General features: G+C 63.5%; 21 protein-coding genes. 10 read left to right on the top strand and 11 right to left on the bottom strand.

The window, feature by feature from the left end; all coding sequences use genetic code 11:
• Positions 1-7: 7 nt before the first annotated feature.
• Both O1Y97_RS01115 and sppA read right to left on the bottom strand, forming a co-directional pair.
• Positions 8-292 (bottom strand): integration host factor subunit beta, encoded by a 285-nt coding sequence (locus tag O1Y97_RS01115; protein ID WP_055981346.1) that lies wholly within the window; start codon positions 290-292, stop codon positions 8-10.
• 42 nt (positions 293-334) lie between these two features.
• Positions 335-1309 carry a signal peptide peptidase SppA gene (gene sppA, locus O1Y97_RS01110; protein WP_318762797.1) on the bottom strand — a complete coding sequence of 325 codons (975 nt, stop codon included), beginning with the start codon at positions 1307-1309 and terminating at the stop codon, positions 335-337.
• A 266-nt stretch (positions 1310-1575) separates the two neighbouring features.
• Between sppA and lptC the strand changes: the two genes are divergently transcribed.
• From lptC to ptsN, 6 genes are all read left to right on the top strand, one after another.
• On the top strand, positions 1576-2295 hold the full coding sequence (gene lptC / locus O1Y97_RS01105; RefSeq protein ID WP_318762796.1) for an LPS export ABC transporter periplasmic protein LptC: 720 nt from the start codon (positions 1576-1578) through the stop codon (positions 2293-2295).
• Complete coding sequence (locus O1Y97_RS01100) at positions 2264-2845, top strand: LptA/OstA family protein (RefSeq protein WP_183262988.1); 582 nt, start codon at positions 2264-2266, stop codon at positions 2843-2845. The genes lptC and O1Y97_RS01100 overlap by 32 nt, the downstream gene beginning before the upstream one ends.
• The gene (lptB, locus tag O1Y97_RS01095; RefSeq protein WP_108605563.1) at positions 2845-3666 is read left to right on the top strand and encodes an LPS export ABC transporter ATP-binding protein; all 822 of its coding nucleotides are present in this window, start codon (positions 2845-2847) and stop codon (positions 3664-3666) included. Before O1Y97_RS01100 ends, lptB begins: the two co-directional genes overlap by 1 nt.
• A 204-nt stretch (positions 3667-3870) precedes the next feature.
• Complete coding sequence (gene rpoN, locus O1Y97_RS01090; RefSeq protein ID WP_318762795.1) at positions 3871-5406, top strand: RNA polymerase factor sigma-54; 1536 nt, start codon at positions 3871-3873, stop codon at positions 5404-5406.
• A 280-nt stretch (positions 5407-5686) separates the two neighbouring features.
• On the top strand, positions 5687-6271 hold the full coding sequence (gene hpf, locus O1Y97_RS01085; RefSeq protein WP_108605561.1) for a ribosome hibernation-promoting factor, HPF/YfiA family: 585 nt from the start codon (positions 5687-5689) through the stop codon (positions 6269-6271).
• A 65-nt stretch (positions 6272-6336) separates the two neighbouring features.
• Positions 6337-6801, top strand: a complete 465-nt coding sequence (ptsN, locus tag O1Y97_RS01080) for a PTS IIA-like nitrogen regulatory protein PtsN (protein ID WP_108605560.1) — start codon at positions 6337-6339, stop codon at positions 6799-6801.
• Between the two features lie 97 nt (positions 6802-6898).
• Here the strand turns inward: ptsN and O1Y97_RS01075 are convergent, their stop codons facing one another.
• Both O1Y97_RS01075 and O1Y97_RS01070 read right to left on the bottom strand, forming a co-directional pair.
• Positions 6899-7156 (bottom strand): BQ00720 family protein, encoded by a 258-nt coding sequence (locus O1Y97_RS01075; RefSeq protein WP_183262986.1) that lies wholly within the window; start codon positions 7154-7156, stop codon positions 6899-6901.
• Between the two features lie 62 nt (positions 7157-7218).
• Positions 7219-7644 (bottom strand): Hsp20 family protein, encoded by a 426-nt coding sequence (locus O1Y97_RS01070; protein ID WP_108605558.1) that lies wholly within the window; start codon positions 7642-7644, stop codon positions 7219-7221.
• A gap of 129 nt (positions 7645-7773) precedes the next feature.
• Here O1Y97_RS01070 and O1Y97_RS01065 point away from each other — a divergent pair, with 129 nt between their 5' ends.
• A complete protein-coding gene (locus O1Y97_RS01065) occupies positions 7774-8715 on the top strand; it encodes a nucleoside hydrolase (protein WP_318762794.1) in 942 nt (313 codons plus the stop codon).
• Positions 8716-8799: 84 nt separating this feature from the next.
• Here O1Y97_RS01065 and O1Y97_RS01060 read toward each other — a convergent pair whose 3' ends face one another.
• The 4 genes from O1Y97_RS01060 to O1Y97_RS01045 all read right to left on the bottom strand — a co-directional run bounded on the left by O1Y97_RS01060 (position 8800) and on the right by O1Y97_RS01045 (position 11932).
• On the bottom strand, positions 8800-9414 hold the full coding sequence (locus O1Y97_RS01060; protein WP_108605556.1) for a LysE family translocator: 615 nt from the start codon (positions 9412-9414) through the stop codon (positions 8800-8802).
• A gap of 69 nt (positions 9415-9483) precedes the next feature.
• A complete protein-coding gene (locus O1Y97_RS01055) occupies positions 9484-10383 on the bottom strand; it encodes a ribokinase (protein ID WP_318762793.1) in 900 nt (299 codons plus the stop codon).
• Between the two features lie 98 nt (positions 10384-10481).
• The gene (locus O1Y97_RS01050; RefSeq protein ID WP_183262983.1) at positions 10482-11375 is read right to left on the bottom strand and encodes a methylated-DNA--[protein]-cysteine S-methyltransferase; all 894 of its coding nucleotides are present in this window, start codon (positions 11373-11375) and stop codon (positions 10482-10484) included.
• 62 nt (positions 11376-11437) lie between these two features.
• A complete protein-coding gene (locus O1Y97_RS01045) occupies positions 11438-11932 on the bottom strand; it encodes a DUF2244 domain-containing protein (protein ID WP_183262982.1) in 495 nt (164 codons plus the stop codon).
• 22 nt (positions 11933-11954) lie between these two features.
• Between O1Y97_RS01045 and nth the strand changes: the two genes are divergently transcribed.
• The 3 genes from nth (at position 11955) to O1Y97_RS01030 (ending at position 13688) form a co-directional block, all read left to right on the top strand.
• A complete protein-coding gene (nth, locus tag O1Y97_RS01040) occupies positions 11955-12767 on the top strand; it encodes an endonuclease III (protein ID WP_318762792.1) in 813 nt (270 codons plus the stop codon).
• Positions 12768-12840: 73 nt separating this feature from the next.
• Positions 12841-13068 carry a YdeI/OmpD-associated family protein gene (locus tag O1Y97_RS01035; protein WP_183262980.1) on the top strand — a complete coding sequence of 76 codons (228 nt, stop codon included), beginning with the start codon at positions 12841-12843 and terminating at the stop codon, positions 13066-13068.
• Positions 13069-13154: 86 nt separating this feature from the next.
• A complete protein-coding gene (locus O1Y97_RS01030) occupies positions 13155-13688 on the top strand; it encodes a GNAT family N-acetyltransferase (RefSeq protein WP_183262979.1) in 534 nt (177 codons plus the stop codon).
• Positions 13689-13699: 11 nt separating this feature from the next.
• Here the strand turns inward: O1Y97_RS01030 and O1Y97_RS01025 are convergent, their stop codons facing one another.
• The 3 genes from O1Y97_RS01025 to O1Y97_RS01015 all read right to left on the bottom strand — a co-directional run bounded on the left by O1Y97_RS01025 (position 13700) and on the right by O1Y97_RS01015 (position 16350).
• Positions 13700-14296 carry a transglutaminase-like cysteine peptidase gene (locus O1Y97_RS01025; protein WP_404801296.1) on the bottom strand — a complete coding sequence of 199 codons (597 nt, stop codon included), beginning with the start codon at positions 14294-14296 and terminating at the stop codon, positions 13700-13702.
• Positions 14297-14438: 142 nt separating this feature from the next.
• Complete coding sequence (locus O1Y97_RS01020) at positions 14439-15071, bottom strand: ribbon-helix-helix domain-containing protein (RefSeq protein WP_108605548.1); 633 nt, start codon at positions 15069-15071, stop codon at positions 14439-14441.
• On the bottom strand, positions 15061-16350 hold the full coding sequence (locus O1Y97_RS01015) for an HlyD family type I secretion periplasmic adaptor subunit (protein WP_108605547.1): 1290 nt from the start codon (positions 16348-16350) through the stop codon (positions 15061-15063). The genes O1Y97_RS01020 and O1Y97_RS01015 overlap by 11 nt, the downstream gene beginning before the upstream one ends.
• Positions 16351-16356 lie beyond the last annotated feature (6 nt).

Here is a 16356-nt window from a genome sequence, read left to right as displayed (position 1 = left end):
CGCCGGCCTATTTCGCGGAGTTCAGCCGCTCGCGCAGCTCCTTGCCGGTCTTGAAGAACGGCACCCACTTTTCCTCGACCTCGACGGATTCGCCGGTGCGCGGGTTGCGGCCGGTGCGGGCCGGACGGTTCTTGACCGAGAATGCGCCGAAGCCGCGCAGTTCGACACGGTTGCCGTCGGCCAGCGCATCGGTGATTTCGTCGAAGATGGCGCTGACGATGTTCTCGACATCCCGCAGGAAAAGATGCGGATTGCGTGTCGCAATGATTTGCACCAGTTCAGACTTGATCATGAGCGCGGTCCCCGTCGAAATTATGATGATTTTGCTTGTTTTTCAGTCGCCTGACACGGCTTTTTCAGCCTGCCAGAGCGACAGCATACCGTCAAGGAACAAGCGTTCCGCGCCCATTTCCCTGAGCAGTTCGGCGGAGAAGTCGCCGACGCCGAGCGTGCGGCCCAGCGCCTGCGCCAGTGCGCGCGGCAGGAACATGCTGCCGCTGCCTGCCGGCTTCCATTCGACCACCGACAGCTTGGCGTCGACACCCTTGGTGCCGAGCCATGCGATGGCCTGGTCTTCGCCGCCGACCTCGTCGATCAGCTTCTTGGCAAGCGCCTGGCGTCCGGTGAATACCGAACCGTCGGCGAGCGCGGTGGCTTCCGCCTTCGACATTGAACGGCGCTCGGCGACGATGCCGACGAACCAGTCGTAGCTGTCGAGGATCATGTTGCGCATCATCGCGCGTTCTTCCTCGGTCGTCGGGTTGAAGGGCGAGGGCTCGGCCTTCAGCGGCGACGACTTCACTTCTTCCAGCTTGATGCCGAGCTTGTCCATGAGGCCGGTCAGGTCGGGAAACTGTACGAGCACGCCGATCGAGCCGACGATCGACGACTTTCGCGCGACGATGTGGTCGGAAGCCGAGGCGATCATGTAGCCGGCGGATGCTGCCAGCGTACCGACCTGGGCGACGACAGGCTTTTCGGCGGCCAGCTTGCGAACGGCATCGAAGATCGCCTCGCCGCCGGCGGTGGTGCCTCCGGGCGAATCGATCGACAGGATCACGCCCTTGACCGAACTGGACTTGCGCACCTGGTCGAGCCGGTCGAGCAGGTCCTCGTCCTCGGTGATGGTGCCTTCGATCTTGACCTTGGCGATATGATCGCTGGCCACACCGGGAATTCTCTCGCCGGCGAGCCATGTCGACAGGCCGACAATGGCCAGTCCGGCGATGAGGAAGGCTGCGATACGCCAGAAAGTGAGCTTGCGCCGCAATCGGCGTCGGTCGATCAGATCGTCAGCTTTCATGGACATTGCGGGCCTCGCATGCTGTGCAAGCCTGCGCTTTTATCGCAACGGTTTGGCGAGAGCCACCGCTTTCCTGACGCAGCTGCCGTTGCGGGACCTTGGATTTGTAAGGTAAATAGCCATATTCGGGTTTGCATTCTGGCAGCCGGATGCGCGTCTATTGCGCGTCCGGCCGCAACTCTTTGACCTTATGGTCATATTTTTGTGGCTTTCATCCGTTTCACCGTGCCGGCCTGAAGGCGGCCTGGATAGTTCGAAGAAGGACATTTGCGTTGGCGCGACCAATCGAGACGAGCGGCGGCGGAAGCGGCGTTGCGGTGGACACCGCGATCGCGCTTGCGACGTCGCGCGCCGATGCCTTTGATCTTGCCGCGCGCCATTCGCGCCGGGTCCGCGTCCTCAAGCGCGCCTTGCCGGCAGCCGCGGTGGCGCTTGCCTTCCTGTTCGGCGGCTATTCCTATCTTGCCGCACCGCCCTCCCTCCAGGTCAAGGCCGAAGGGGCCGCCTTCTCGGAGGGCAAGCTGGTGATGGCCAAGCCCCAGCTCAGCGGTTTCACCCGGGACAATCTGCCCTATTCGATGACAGCCGAGCGCGCGGTTCAGGATCCGGCCAACCAGGGCGTCGTCGAATTGCATGGCATCGACGCCAATCTGCCGCTCTCCGCAGACAACGTCGCCGAGGTCGATGCGGCACGCGGCGTCTACGACCGCGTAGGCAATACGCTCAACCTGACCGAACAAGTAACCGTAACGACCAGCGACGGCATGGTCGCCAAGCTCAAATCGGCGTATCTCGACATGGGCAGCGGTGCGATGAAGACCGACGAACCGGTCGAAATAACCCTTGACGGTTCGAAGATCACGTCCGATTCGATGTCGATGCTTGAGAACGGCAAGGTGGTCGTCTTCGAGAAGCGTGTGCGCATGGACATCGATCCGGCGCGAATGAAGGCGGCACAGAATGGCAGCGGAGGCGGGAGTGCGGCAAATTAGGTCTTGGCGGTCATTGGCCGCTCTAGCATGCGCAGGGGTAGCGCTTGGCGTGACGGGTGCTTACGCCCAGGACAGCCAGAGCAGGCTTTCGGGCCTCAAGCTGTCGGGCGACCAGCCGATCCAGATCGAGAGCGACAAGCTTGAGGTTCGCGAATCGGAGAATCTTGCGATCTTCACCGGCAATGTCAGCGTCACCCAGGGCCCGACTGTCATGAAGTCGGGCAAGATGACCGTCTACTACGCCAAGGATGGCGGCTCGGCGGCCACCGGTTCGGCCAACATCGATCGGCTCGAAGTCGATGACAAGGTCTATGTGAAGTCCGACAAGCAGGTTGCCACCGGCGATCGCGGCACCTTCGACATGAAGACCGAGGTGCTGGTGATGTCGGGCAAGGAAGTCGTCCTGTCCGAAGGCGACAACGTGCTCGTCGGCTGCAAGCTCACCGTCCAGATGAAGACCGGTCTCGCCCAGGTCGACGGCTGCAACAAGGGCACCAAGGGCAACGGCCGCGTCATGATGTCGATCACGCCGGGTTCGCAGAAGAAATAATGACGGAGGCATCCCCGCTGTTGTCGCGTCTGAAGCCTGGCTCGGCGCAGGAACTCGCCGCGCCCGCGACGATGGGCAGTGCCAGGAACGGCAAGTTCAAGGGCACCCTAATCGCCAAGGGCCTGACCAAGAGCTACAAGGGCAGGCAGGTGGTGTCGGGCGTGACGCTGGGCGTGCGTGCCGGCGAAGCCGTCGGCCTGCTCGGCCCTAACGGCGCCGGCAAGACGACCTGCTTCTACATGGTGACCGGCCTCGTGCCGGTCGACCAGGGCACGATCGAGATCGACGGTTTCGACGTCACGCAGATGCCGATGTATCGCCGTGCGCGCCTCGGCATCGGCTACCTGCCGCAGGAAGCCTCGATCTTCCGGGGCCTTTCGGTCGAAAACAACATCCGAGCCATTCTCGAAGTGGTCGAGAAGAGCCGCAAGGAGCGCGAGAAGTCGCTCGATGCGCTGCTCGAGGAATTCCACATCAGCCACCTGCGCAAGGCCCCGGCGATCGCCCTTTCGGGCGGCGAGCGGCGGCGGCTCGAGATTGCGCGGGCTCTCGCCAGCCGGCCTAACTACATGCTGCTCGACGAGCCCTTTGCCGGCATCGACCCGATCGCCGTCGCCGACATCCAGCAGCTCGTCCGCCACCTGACCAAGCGCGGAATCGGCGTCCTGATCACCGACCACAACGTCCGCGAGACGCTCGGCCTCATCGACCGCGCCTACATCATCCATGCCGGCGAGGTGCTGACCCACGGCCGCGCTGATGAGGTCGTCGCCAATCCCGACGTCCGCCGCCTCTATCTCGGCGAGGGTTTTACCCTCTAGCTGGCGATTGCACAGCCTACGCGCGAACCGGGCAGCGGTTTGTTGCCATTGCGTGTCTGCTTGGCATGCCGAGGGTGTCCTGCGCCGCAAATAGCGTCGGCGAAGCCCCAATCTGCTTGACATGCAAAAGCTGGGCCAGTTCTATCTCGCCGGTAGGCGTGCCGGTTTTCGGCCGTCCTGGGTCGGGATCGGTTACCTCAGATAATGGCGCTGTCGGCAAAACTACAGCTACGGCAGTCGCAGTCCCTGGTGATGACGCCCCAGCTGATGCAGTCGATCCGGCTGCTGCAGTTCACCCACACCGAGCTTGAGCGTTTCATCGACGACGAGATCGAGCGCAATCCGCTGTTGGAACGCGCCGAAGCGCCCGAAGACGCGCCCGGCGACCAGTTTCCCAAGATTGAAACGCAAGGCGAGGCCAACGCTGCGCCGAGCGACGACTGGTTCGAAGGCGAGGCCGGCTGGAGTTCCGAGGCCATCTCCGAAAAGCTCGACACTTCGCTCGAGAACCTGTTTCCCGACGATCCCGGTGCCGTCGAGCGAATGGGCCCGGACCTTGCCATGCAGTGGAAGTCGGCCTCCTCTGGCACCGGCTCGGGCGGCGCGTCCGAAGGCTTCGACATGGAGGATATGGCCGCTGCAGCCGTTACCCTGCGCGATCATGTCGGCGAGCAGATTTCATTCGCCTTTGTCGATCCGGCGGAGCGGCTGGTCGCTTCCGAACTGACCGACTGGCTCGACGAGGCGGGCTACTTCCGTGGCGAGCCTGTCGAGATCGCCGGCCGGTTCGGCGTCGACGAGGCATTTGTGCTGAGGGTACTTGCCAGCTGCCAGGGCTTCGATCCGGCTGGCCTGTTTGCGCGCAACCTTGCCGAGTGCCTGCGCATCCAGCTTGGGCGCCGCGATCGCCTCGATCCGGCGATGGCGGCATTGGTCGACAATCTCGAACTGCTGGCCAAGCGCGATTTCCAGAGCCTCAAGCGCATCTGCGGCGTCGACGAGGAGGATCTGCTCGCCATGCTGGCCGAGATCCGTGCCCTCGACCCCAGGCCGGGCGGCGGCTTTGTCGGAGGTGCTGCCGACACCATCGTGCCCGACGTCGAGGTGCGCCAGGCCGCCGACGGCAGCTGGGCCGTAGAACTCAACCCCGAGACCTTGCCACGCGTCCTGGTCGACCAGGTCTATTTCGCCGAGGTGACGGGCCGCACCAAGGACCAAGGCGAGCGCAACTTCCTCTCCGAGTGCCTGCAGAATGCCAACTGGCTGACGCGCAGCCTCGACCAGCGCGCCAAGACCATCCTCAAGGTCGCCGCCGAGATCGTCCGCCAGCAGGACGCCTTCCTCGTCCATGGCGTGCGCCATCTCAGGCCTCTCAACCTGCGCACGGTCGCCGACGCCATCGGCATGCATGAATCGACGGTCAGCCGCGTCACGGCCAACAAATACATGCTGACGACGCGCGGCGTCTTCGAACTGCGCTACTTCTTCACCGCCTCGATCGCCTCTGCCGAGGGCGGCGACGCCCACTCTTCAGAGGCAGTCAGGGACCGGATTCGACAGATGATCGAGGAGGAGCAGGCCGCTGACGTGCTTTCGGACGATGCCATTGTGGATATCTTGAAGAAAAGTGGCGTCGACATCGCTCGCCGCACCGTCGCAAAATATCGTGAGGGCATGAACATCGCCTCGTCGGTGCAGCGCCGGCGCGAAAAGCGCGCTATAGCAGGTACCGCGAACTAGCCGAAAAGCGGTGTATTTGGGCCGATCCGGGCCCTTGATTGACAATCCCTAATGAAGTGTCTAGAAGCCCGCCCGCATGAAGAGGGCTAAGCCCGCCAAGGAAAGATGCGGCACAGGATGGCTTGCGACACGAGCCAGCGGCTGCCGGGTGGTGGCCCAAGATCAGCCGACAGGTTCGGACTTAAATTCGGTGTGGCAAGCGAGGCAACGCTTGTTTGCATCGGCCACGGGTATAAACTCGGACCAGTTTGAAGTCTGAACAGAAAAGGTCAGTTTTCAGATGAGCCTGCGTATTTCAGGAAAGCACATGGATGTCGGCGATGCGTTTCGTGCGCGCATCGAAGGACGTATCGGCGAAGCGATCGGCAAATATTTCGATCGTGGATTTTCCGGACACGTCAACGTCGTGAAGGCCGGCTCGCGCTACACCGCCGATTGCGTGGTGCGGCTCGATTCGGGCATGTCGTTGCAAGCGACCGGAGACGCCCAGGAACCGACTGCCGCGTTCGACGCGGCGGCCGACAAGCTCGAAACCCGCTTGAGGCGCTACAAGCGCCGGCTCAAGTCACACAATATGGGTGCAGGCAACGGCGAGTTGACCGACATTGCCTACTCGGTGGTGGCAGCCCTCGTCGATGACGACGAAGACGTGCCCGAGGATTTCGCACCCGCCATCGTCGCCGAATCGACGATGGTACTGAAGACCATGTCGGTGGCTTCTGCGGTCATCGAGCTCGACACCAAGGACAGCCCCGTTGTGGTCTTCCGCAATGCCGGCAACGAGCAACTCAACATCGTCTACCGCCGGTCTGATGGAAACATCGGCTGGATAGATCCCTCGACCGCAAAGGTCGCTCAGGGATAGTCGCCGCCGACCGCATGTGGGGATTTGGGGTAATGCGGCGGTGAGCACAGCAAGGGAATTTCAGCATGGATCTGAGTGATCTGATCGAGGTACCGGCGATCATGCCGGCCTTGAAGGCGAACTCGAAGAAGCAGCTTTTGCAACTTCTCGCCGAAAGGGCCGCAGCGATTTCCGGCATCCCCGAGCGGGAGGTGTTCGACACCATCCTACAGCGCGAGCGTCTTGGCTCGACCGGTGTTGGCAATGGCATCGCCATCCCGCATGGAAAGCTCGCAGGGGTGAAGCGCATTACCGGCGTCTTCGCGCGCCTGGAAACGCCGGTCGATTTCGAGGCGCTGGACGACCAGCCGGTCGATCTCGTCTTCCTGCTTCTGGCTCCTGAAGGCGCCGGTGCCGATCATCTCAAGGCACTGTCGCGCATCGCGCGCGTGCTGCGAGATGCCGACACGGTTGCCAAGATTCGCGGCACCCGCGATTCGTCGGCCATACACGCGCTGCTGTCGGAAACGCCTGCGTCGCACGCCGCCTGATTTCGATTGTTGGAAAAAGCTTGGAAGGGCCGCGTCTTGCGGCCCTTTTCCGTTTCGCCTGTCACATCGGCCTGCCGGGCCGACAACCCCTGCAAGGTTAGTGGATGGCGACGGTCGTCAGATCGTTTTCCATGGCGCCGGCAAGGGCGCGGTCACGGGCATCGGACAGCAGGATCGGCTCGCCATTGGCGGCAAACAGCGCCCACAGCTCAAGGCCGGGATCGATCTGCGTCAGGCCTGGGAAACGGCCGCGCAGGTCGTCGCTGGAAACCTTCCGGAGATAAGCGACGGAGCCTTCGCCGAGATGGGCGAGTTCCCCCGTGGTCATGGTGTGTCTCTGGTCAGTATTGGGCATTTTCAGCCTCCTTCTAGCCTGGATGCCATGATGGCCATCCCGCATAAGAGCTTCGGCAGTGTTTATTCTGCTACCGATATGTTTATTTTTCGTACCAGGCGTTCAGCTTCCGGTCGGTCGAGGTCGACCGACAGCAAACCGTTCTTCAGGTCGGCGGCGATAACCCGCATCCCGTCGGCCAGCACGAAGCAGCGTTGGAACTGCCGCGAGGCAATGCCCCGATGCAGGAACTCGCGCTCCTTTTCGTCACCCTGTCGGCCACGCACGATGAGTTGGTTCTCCTCGACGGTGACTTCCAGGTCGTTTTCGGCAAAACCCGCCACCGCCAGCGTGATCCGCAGCCTCTCGCCCCGTTCGTCGGCATCCCGGATGCGTTCGATGTTGTAGGGCGGATAGCTGTCGCCCGACTTGGCAAGGCGCTCCAGCGTCTTTTCCATCGTGTCGAAGCCCAGAAGCAGCGGGCTCGAGAAGGGCGTCATACGGCTCATGTTACAGCTTGTCCTCCGAGAGCGACATAATGCGGAAAAACCCGGATGGCATTTTTCCGACAGTTGTTGATATGGTCCGCCCCGTCGGCAACTTCAAGACTGCAAAAACCTGCCCAACAAGGAAAGAAAATGCCCGTACCGCGCAAGATTATCATCGACACCGACCCCGGTCAGGACGATGCCGTCGCCATATTGCTGGCGCTCGGAAGCCCCGAACTCGATATCCTGGGAATCACCGCTGTTGCCGGCAACGTGCCGCTGAAGCTGACCGAAAAGAATGCCCGCAAGATCTGCGAACTGGCCGGCCGCCCCGACGTCAAGGTCTATTCCGGCGCCATCCGCCCGCTGATCCGCGAACTCGTCACCGCCGAGGAAGTTCATGGCAAGACCGGCCTCAACGGCCCCGACCTGCCCGAACCCACCATGAAGCTGCAGGAGCAGCACGCCGTCGACTACCTGGTCGAGACGCTGATGCGCGAGGAAGCCGGCACCATCACGCTGTGCCCGCTCGGCCCGCTGACCAACATCGCCCTCGCCATGATCCGCGAACCCAGGATTGCGCCGCGCATCAAGGAAATCGTGCTGATGGGCGGTGGTTTCTTCGAAGGCGGCAACGTCACGCCTTCGGCCGAGTTCAACATTTATGTCGACCCGCACGCCGCCGACGTGGTGTTCCGCTCGGGCGTTCCGATCGTCGTGATGCCGCTCGACGTCACCCACAAGGCGCTGACCACGACCAAGCGCATCGACTCTTTCCGCAAGCTCGGAACCAAGGTCGGCCTTGCCACCGCACAGATGCTTGAATTCTTCGAGCGCTACGACGAAGGCAAATATGGCACCGACGGCGGTCCGCTGCACGATCCGTGCGTCATCGCTTACCTTATCAAGCCTGAGCTGTTCCAGGGCCGCCACTGCAACGTCACCGTCGAGACCGCCTCGGAACTGACCATGGGCATGACCGTCGTCGACTGGTGGGGCGTCACCAAGCGGCCGAAGAACGCCATCGTCATGCGCGACATCGACCATGACGGCTTCTTCGCGCTGCTGGTCGAGCGTCTGGGCAGGCTCTAGCCGTTTTCCCGCTCCGACACGGGCAGGCAAAGCGAAAAGGGGCGGCGCGAGCCGCCCCTTTTCATGTCTGACGGTGCCTCTGCCTTACTTGGCTCGCGAGAACGCCAGCCACACGCCGCCGCCGACAAGGAACGTGCCGCTGATGCGGGTCATCAGCTTCAGGCGCCGGGCCGAAAGGAACCTGCCGGCGCGCCCGGCGGCCACTGCATAGGTGGAATCCGACAGCGCGGCGAAGACCATGGCGGTGACGCCCATGATGACGATCTGCTGGGCATAATTGGCGGTCGGGTCGATGAACTGCGGGATGAAGGCGCCGAAGAAGATCAGCGTCTTGGGGTTGGAGATGGCAACGAGGAAACCCTGCAGGAAGAAGCCGCCGCGCGGCCGCCTGGGCATACCGTCCGCTTCCAGCTTGCCGCTGGAGCGGAACATCTGGATGCCGAGCCAGATCAGGTAGGCGGCTCCCAGTAGCCTGACCCATTCGAACCAGTGGCCCATCGTCTCGATCATCGAGTTGAGGCCGATGCCGACGATGGCAATCATCATGGCCACGCCGATCTGGGTACCGGCGACGTTGGCGAGCCCGGCGCGCGTGCCGTGCCTGATGCTCGAGGCGATGATCAGCGTGACGGTCGGCCCCGGGATCAGCACGATGACGATACATGCAACGACATAGGCGACATAGAGTTCGAGCGACATTTTTCCGTTCCTTCGGCTGTCGCCCGCAAGTAAGCACGCGGAAATCCTGCGTGTCCAGCGGAGGGAAACTCAACCCTTCAGTGCTGCGTCCACCTCTGCGGCAAGCGGGATCGCCGGCTGGGCGCCTGGCTTGAGGCAGGCGAGGGAGCCGGCCGCGGCGGCGCGGCGAAGCGCCTCTTCCAGCTCAAGCCCGGCCGACAGTCCGGCGGCAAGATAGCCGCAGAAAGTGTCGCCGGCGCCCACGGTGTCGACCGGCGTGATCTTGAGCGCGTCGACCTGGACAAGTTCGTCGCCCTTGGCTGCCAGCACGCCGTCGCCGCCGAGCGTGACGATGACGGTCGCGCCGGTGCGGCGGGCGAACTCGCCCATGCGCTGCGGCCGTTCGCCGGCGGGCAGGGTCAGCGCTTCGGCATAGAGGTCGAATTCGGTTTCGTTGGCGACGACATAGTCGGCCTTGCCGACAAAACTCGCGGCCTCCGCGCGGAAGGGTGCGGTGTTGAGCATGGTTATGGCGCCCGCCTTGCGCGCCGCATCGATCGCCGCATCCACGGTGGGCAGCGGGATCTCATGCTGCAGCAGCACGACATCGCCCTTCTTGAACTGCGCCTTGTTGAGATCGCCCTGCACCACCGAACCGTTGGCGCCGGGCACCACGGCGATCATGTTCTCGCCGTCGGCGCCAACCAGGATCAGGGCGATGCCGGTGGCGGCCTGGATTTCGGCGACGCCGCCGAGATCGACGCCGCCCGCCTTGAGATAGGCCGTGGCTTCGCCGGCAAAGGCGTCCTTGCCGACCGCGCCGACCATCCGCACCTGAGCACCCGCACGCGCCGCCGCGAGCGCCTGGTTGGCGCCCTTGCCGCCGGGCGCCGACTTGAAATCGGCGCCGGGAACTGTCTCGCCGGGACCGGGAAGACGGCTTACGGTTGCGATGAGGTCGAGGTTGATGGATCCGACAACGGTGATCACGACAGTCTCCTGAAAACTCGGCCGGAAACTAACCCGTGTCGGGCCCGCTTGCCAGATGCCGTCTCGTCATTTGCCGGACGGCGAGACGGCGCGTCGTCTTAGCGCGTCACCTGGCCGGCCTCCCAGCCGAGAATGGCGCGCTTGCGCGTCAGGCCCCAGTGATAGCCGGTGAGCGCGCCTGATTTGCCGAGCGCACGGTGGCAGGGCACCACGAAGGAAAGTGGGTTGGCGCCGACGGCGGCACCCACGGCCCGGCTGGCCTTCGGCGCGCCGATCTCGGAGGCGATCGACGAGTAGGTGCAGGCCCGGCCCATCGGGATCTTGAGCAGGGCCTCCCAGACGCGAACCTGGAAATCGGTGCCGATCATCACCACGCGCAACGGCTGGTCCTGCCGCCAGCGCGCCGGGTCGAAGACGCGTGCCGCGTAAGGTGCCGTGGCGCTCATGTCCTCGACATAGGTGGCGTTGGGCCAGCGGCCGGCCATGTCGGCAAAGGCTTCGCGTTCTTCGCCGGCGTCGTTGAAGGACAGGCCGGCAAGGCCGCGGTCGGTGACCATGACGAGCGCCACGCCGAAGGGCGAGATGTGGTAGCCGTAGCGGATGGTGAGCCCGGCGCCGCGCGTCTTGTAGTCGCCCGGCGACATCGCTTCGTGGGTGACGAAGAGGTCGTGCAGGCGTCCCGGACCGGACATGCCGAGTTCGAACGATGTTTCGAGCAGCGGCAGGCCGTCGTCGAGCAGCTTGCGCGCATGGTCGAGCGTCACCGCCTGCAGGAAGGCCTTCGGCGACAGGCCGGCCCAGCGGCTGAACAGCTTCTGCAGGCCGGTCGGCGTTTCGCCGACTTCGTCAGCCAATGCTTCGAGCGAAGGCTGGTCGCGATAGTCGAGGCTGATCTTTTCGATCACCCGTCGTACGGTTTCGTATTCGGCGCCGACGGGCGTGATGTCCTGTTGCAGCGTGGCGATGGGGCTCATTCTCGTCTGGGCGTTCATGGCAATGTCTCCTTGAACGCCAATATCGGCTGCCGGATTGGGAATTCCCACCCGATTCCTGCTCACCGCGACCGTGCCGTGGCCAAAGCGCGCGAAAACGCGGTGGCAAAGCTCTCGCGGTCGTCGGGATTGAGGAAACTGCCGATCGAAACGCTCTTCTCCCGCGACTCGACAGCCATGCCGGTGATGCCGATCTCGTCATGGCGGGATATGGCAAACCGCGCCCAGAACGGGTTGAAATGGAAGCGCTCCGACCTGCCGGACGGCGCGGTCTTGAGGATGTCGAGGCTGGTGCGCGACACGCTCACTTCCTCGCGGGCGCGGGCGGCGCGGTAGTTGAGGCGGAAGGCGACGTAGAGGGCTACGACATCAAGGCCGAAGAAACCGAATATCGGCCATGCGCCATTGCTGAGGAACACCACGCCGGTGACGATCCAGCCGAACAGCAATGCGCCCATCAGGATGATGAAGCCGGTGCGCCCGAGCGACCGGTGCGGCAGAAGCAGCGCCTTGAAGAAGGGCTCGTCGGCGGCGAAAGTGGCGTTTGTCTCGCTCATGCCGGTTAATTATAGAGAGGCCATGAAAAACCCCAAGACAAAAGATGTTGCGCTGACGGCACCTGCAGGCCTTGGCCAGGCTTCGAAGGCCAAGCCCAAGCCGCGCACGGCGCGCCGCCGGTCGCTCTACTCGTCGGATGAAATCCGGGAGATCTTCCGCCGTTTCGCGGTCCAGCGACCGGAACCGAAAGGCGAACTCGAGCACGTCAATGCCTTCACCCTGCTTGTGGCGGTGGTGCTGTCGGCCCAGGCGACCGATGCGGGCGTCAACAAGGCGACGCGGGCGCTCTTCGCCATTGCCGACACGCCGCACAAGATGCTTGCGCTGGGCGAGGAGACGGTCGGCCAGCACATCCGCACCATCGGTCTGTGGCGCAACAAGGCCAAGAACGTGATTGCGCTCTCGGAAGCCTTGATCCGCGACCATGGCGGCGAAGTGCCCGACGACCGCGACCTGCTCGTCGAGCTGCCGGGCGTCGGCCGCAAGACCGCCAACGTGGTGCTCAACATGGCATTCGGCCACCACACCATGGCGGTCGACACCCATATCCTGCGTATCGGCAACCGCATCGGGCTGGCGCCCGGCAAGACGCCGGACCAGGTCGAGGCGCTGCTGGTCAAGATCATCCCCGACGAATTCATGCGCCATGCCCACCATTGGCTGATCCTGCACGGGCGCTACGTCTGCAAGGCCCGCAAGCCCGATTGCTGGCGCTGCGTCATCGCCGACATTTGCAAGTCACCGGAAAAGAGTACGAGCGAGCCGGCCCCGCTGGTGCCACTCGACGACATCGACCCGATCGAAGGCGCGGAAGCGGAGGTTGCGGCTCAGTAGCCGCCTTTTATCTTGTCAGCAGAGCGATGCCCTCCCGGTTGACGGTCGGGCGCACAGCCCGCAGATTTCGCCGATGGCCCTGAGGCGCGACATCAACCCGATGCCGGACTGGATCCGCAGCGAGCTCGTTTCGCGCGGCGTGCTTGCGGCCTACGAGGCGCGGCCGGACTACCAGCGCAACGATTATCTCGGCTGGATCGAGCGCGCCAAGCGCGCGGAGACGCGACGCAAGCGGCTCGACCAGATGCTTGAAGAGCTTGAGCGCGGCGGCGTCTACATGCGGATGGCCTGGAAAGGCTAGCTGGCAGGCACTATCGGCGCGTTCTGGCCTGCTGCCTCATCCGTCATCCGTGATAGACCCGCGTCCTGTTTCACGGAGCCTGATCGATGACCGCCTTTGCCCTTGCCGACATTCCTGTCATCGAGACAGAACGCACGATCCTGCGGCCGCACAAGCTTGATGATTTCGAGGCCTATGCCGCGATGTGGGCCGATCCTGTGGTCACGCGCTTCATCGCCAAGCCACGCACGCGCGAGGAAAGCTGGCAGCGCTTCCTGCGTCATGCAGGTTCTTGGTCGCTGATCGGCTATGGTTTCTGGGCGGTAGAGGAAAAGGCTACCGGCCGCTTCATCGGCGAGGGCGGTTTCCACGACCTGAAGCGCGACATCGTGCCGTCGATCGAAGGCATCCCGGAAGCAGGCTGGGGGTTCGTCGCCGAGATGCACGGCAAGGGCATGGCCAGCGAAGCGGTCGGCGCCTTCGTGGCATGGGCCGACCGCCGGTTTGGCGGCCGGACGGTCTGCATCATCGATCCAGCCAATGGCGCTTCGCTGCGCGTTGCCGAGAAGAACGGCTACCGCGAGATCGGTCGGACCACCTATCACGGCGAGCCGACGATCCTGCTCGAACGTCAGGGCTGACGTTCGGAGAGCTAGCCGCCGAACGCCGTCGACAGGATCGGCTTGGCCGTGCCGATGCGCTCCCAGCGGCTGCCGTTGCCTTGTGCCTGGCGGGCGAAATAGCTGTAGGGCGTGCTCGACCAGTCGCGGATTGAACTCGTCAGATTGTCGAGGATCAGATCGCCTTCGCTGGTGCGCACGGTCAGGACCGTGTGGCCCTCGCCGCGATAGCGCGCAACGGTGAGCAGCAGCGCCGAGGCCGGCCAGCCGCGCTTGAGCAATTCGCGCTTCTTCAGGATCGCAAAGTCCTCGCAGTCGCCATAGGCGACCGGCACGCGCCAGTCGTCGCCGCTGTCATTGCGTTCCTTGATGCGCGAGTTGACGGCGCGGTTGACCTGCTTGAGCTCCGACTTCAGGTCGGCTTGCAGCGCAACGACCTTCTTATCGCCCGATGTGCTGCACAGGCCGGGTTCACGGCCGCAGAAGGAGGCGAATGCGGGCGGCGCGAAGGCCTTGCCCTTGGTTTCCATGGTGGTCCCGGCCTGGGCTGCCTGGATTCCGGCAAGCAAAGACGAGAATGCGATCAGCGCAATGAAGCGTTTCACAGCAGATATCCCCGATGTGTGGATTTCAGAATGACGTAGGGTGATTAATGAGGGGTTGCTAAAATAAAACTCTGTCAAAAGCGATAGCGGCGCGGCTGACAAATTGTTGCCGAGGTCATTACAATTTGAACTAACCGGACATCAGGTGGGCGCTTTTGTCGCCCGCCTAGCCGTTGACCACGAAGCAAAGCAGCAGTTCTGGCGTCTTTATCGGCGCACGGACGATGTTGAGCTGGCCGCGGTAACGCCGCTCGGCGGCGCTGATGACAAATCCGCTGGCGATCGGCACGCCGTCATTGGCGTCGAGCTTGGCGAAGATGTCGGCGACGTTGAGATCGAGCGACAGCCTGAGATCGCGATGCGCGTCTTCGCCGAACCCGACGGGCAGCTGGCGCCTGACCAGGTGCTGGAAAGCGGGATTGAACGTCAGGATCTTCTTGGTCGATGAAAGCGCGAAGGCCGGCGCCGGGCAGGCGCCGAGAATGGCATTGATCGTGCGCAGCGAGGCCAGCTTGCCGAGCGCTGCACCTTGGTCGGACATCCAGCGCAGGCAGGCCACGCGGATCGCCGAGGCGAGGTTTGCGGTATCGCCATTGGCCTGCGCGATCACCTCCACCATCTCGCCGATGGTCAGGTGGTTGTGCTCGGCGAGTTGCCGCAGCGTGTTCCAGAACAGTCGCTCGAGCCTGATGCCGCGCCGGGTGCCTAGGCGGACGACGACGCGAAAATCGGTGGTCAGATCGTCGGTCGAAAAGACGTGGATTCCGTGGCTCTCGGGCGAGGTGGCGCTATCGTTCACGAAGCGCCTCGTCGCGTGCCTTGTTGATGGGCTTGAGCAGGTAGCTCAGGATGGTCTTCCGCCCAGTGATGATCTCCACCGTGCTGATCATGCCGGGAATGATCGAATAGGACTTGCCGTCCCTTTCCAGCGCCGAGCGGTCGGTCGAGACGCGAACCTGGTAATAGGGTTCGCCGGTATTCTGGTCGACCAGGCTGTCCGCGGTGATGGTCTGCACCTTGCCGTCGAGGCCGCCGAAGACCGAGAAATCATAGGCCGAGACCTTGATCAGCGCCTTCTGGTCGGGACGGATGAAGGCGACGTCGCGCGGCGAGACGCGGGCCTCCACCAGCAGGGTCTCGGAGGTCGGCACGATGCCTGCGACCACGGCACCGGGCTGCACGAAGGCGCCGAGCGTATTGACGTCGAGCGTGTTGACGATGCCATCGACCGGCGAGCGGATATCGGTGCGGGCAACGCGGTCGGTGGCGCCGCGGATGGTTTCGTCGACGACCGAAAGCTCGGCCAGCGCCTGGGTCAGTTCGTCCAGGGCCTCCTGCTGGAGTTGCAGGCCGAATTCGTCGACCTGGAGCTTGGCTTCGACGATCGCTGCCGCGGTTCTCTTGATCGTCTCGTCGGCGAGATTGAGCTGGCCGCGCATTTCGGTCTGCTCGCGGTCGACGCGGATCTGCTCAGTCTTGGCCATCAGGTTGCGCTTGACCATGGAGCTGACCAGCGCCGCCTCCCGGTCGCTGACCGCAAGGCTTTCCGTCAGCCTGGTTACGTTGACCTTGGCTTCGTTGAGTTCCTTTTCGCGCTGGTCGAGCCGCGATTTCAGCACGTTGAGCTTGGTGTCGAAATTCTGCCGGCGCGCCACCAGGAGCTTCTGTTCGTTCTCGCAGATCTGGGGCGCCGTCTGCATCAGGTTTTCAGGGCAGGCCAGCGGTTCGGCGATCCGGCCTTCCTGCTCCTGCTTGAGGCGGGCGATGCGTGCGCCGAGCGTGCGCGCCTTGGCCTGCTGTTCACCCAGGCTGGAAGTGCTGACGGTGTTGTCGAGCCGGACGATGAGGTCGTTCTTCTTGACCACCTGGCCGACCTGGACGGCGATTTCCTGGACCACGCCGGCCTCGCTCGCCTGCACGATCTGGGTTTTGGATGCCGGAATGACCTTGCCTTCGCCGCGCGCGATCTCGTCGACTTCGGCAAACGAGGCCCAGGCGACGAACGCCACGAACAATGCCGCGATGATCAGCACCGCGGCCGACGCGAAAAATGGCGGTCTGTCTTCTCTGGCTATCATCAATGC

The organism is Aminobacter niigataensis (assembly GCF_946995915.1).
In the GTDB taxonomy this organism is placed as follows: domain Bacteria; phylum Pseudomonadota; class Alphaproteobacteria; order Rhizobiales; family Rhizobiaceae; genus Aminobacter; species Aminobacter niigataensis.
Note: the sequence above shows the minus strand (reverse complement) of the source record. Positions and strands in the feature narration are given on the sequence as shown.

Coding starts and splice junctions, on each gene's coding strand:
- O1Y97_RS01035 (WP_183262980.1), top strand. CDS start 12,841: ATGGCCCTGAGGCGCGACATCAACCCGATGCCGGACTGGATCCGCAGC.
- O1Y97_RS01065 (WP_318762794.1), top strand. CDS start 7,774: ATGCCCGTACCGCGCAAGATTATCATCGACACCGACCCCGGTCAGGAC.
- O1Y97_RS01075 (WP_183262986.1), bottom strand. CDS start 7,156: ATGCCCAATACTGACCAGAGACACACCATGACCACGGGGGAACTCGCC.
- O1Y97_RS01070 (WP_108605558.1), bottom strand. CDS start 7,644: ATGAGCCGTATGACGCCCTTCTCGAGCCCGCTGCTTCTGGGCTTCGAC.
- ptsN (WP_108605560.1), top strand. CDS start 6,337: ATGGATCTGAGTGATCTGATCGAGGTACCGGCGATCATGCCGGCCTTG.
- lptB (WP_108605563.1), top strand. CDS start 2,845: ATGACGGAGGCATCCCCGCTGTTGTCGCGTCTGAAGCCTGGCTCGGCG.
- O1Y97_RS01100 (WP_183262988.1), top strand. CDS start 2,264: ATGGCAGCGGAGGCGGGAGTGCGGCAAATTAGGTCTTGGCGGTCATTG.
- O1Y97_RS01115 (WP_055981346.1), bottom strand. CDS start 292: ATGATCAAGTCTGAACTGGTGCAAATCATTGCGACACGCAATCCGCAT.
- rpoN (WP_318762795.1), top strand. CDS start 3,871: ATGGCGCTGTCGGCAAAACTACAGCTACGGCAGTCGCAGTCCCTGGTG.
- O1Y97_RS01045 (WP_183262982.1), bottom strand. CDS start 11,932: ATGAGCGAGACAAACGCCACTTTCGCCGCCGACGAGCCCTTCTTCAAG.
- sppA (WP_318762797.1), bottom strand. CDS start 1,309: ATGTCCATGAAAGCTGACGATCTGATCGACCGACGCCGATTGCGGCGC.
- O1Y97_RS01030 (WP_183262979.1), top strand. CDS start 13,155: ATGACCGCCTTTGCCCTTGCCGACATTCCTGTCATCGAGACAGAACGC.
- O1Y97_RS01050 (WP_183262983.1), bottom strand. CDS start 11,375: ATGAACGCCCAGACGAGAATGAGCCCCATCGCCACGCTGCAACAGGAC.
- O1Y97_RS01015 (WP_108605547.1), bottom strand. CDS start 16,350: ATGATAGCCAGAGAAGACAGACCGCCATTTTTCGCGTCGGCCGCGGTG.
- O1Y97_RS01060 (WP_108605556.1), bottom strand. CDS start 9,414: ATGTCGCTCGAACTCTATGTCGCCTATGTCGTTGCATGTATCGTCATC.
- hpf (WP_108605561.1), top strand. CDS start 5,687: ATGAGCCTGCGTATTTCAGGAAAGCACATGGATGTCGGCGATGCGTTT.
- nth (WP_318762792.1), top strand. CDS start 11,955: ATGAAAAACCCCAAGACAAAAGATGTTGCGCTGACGGCACCTGCAGGC.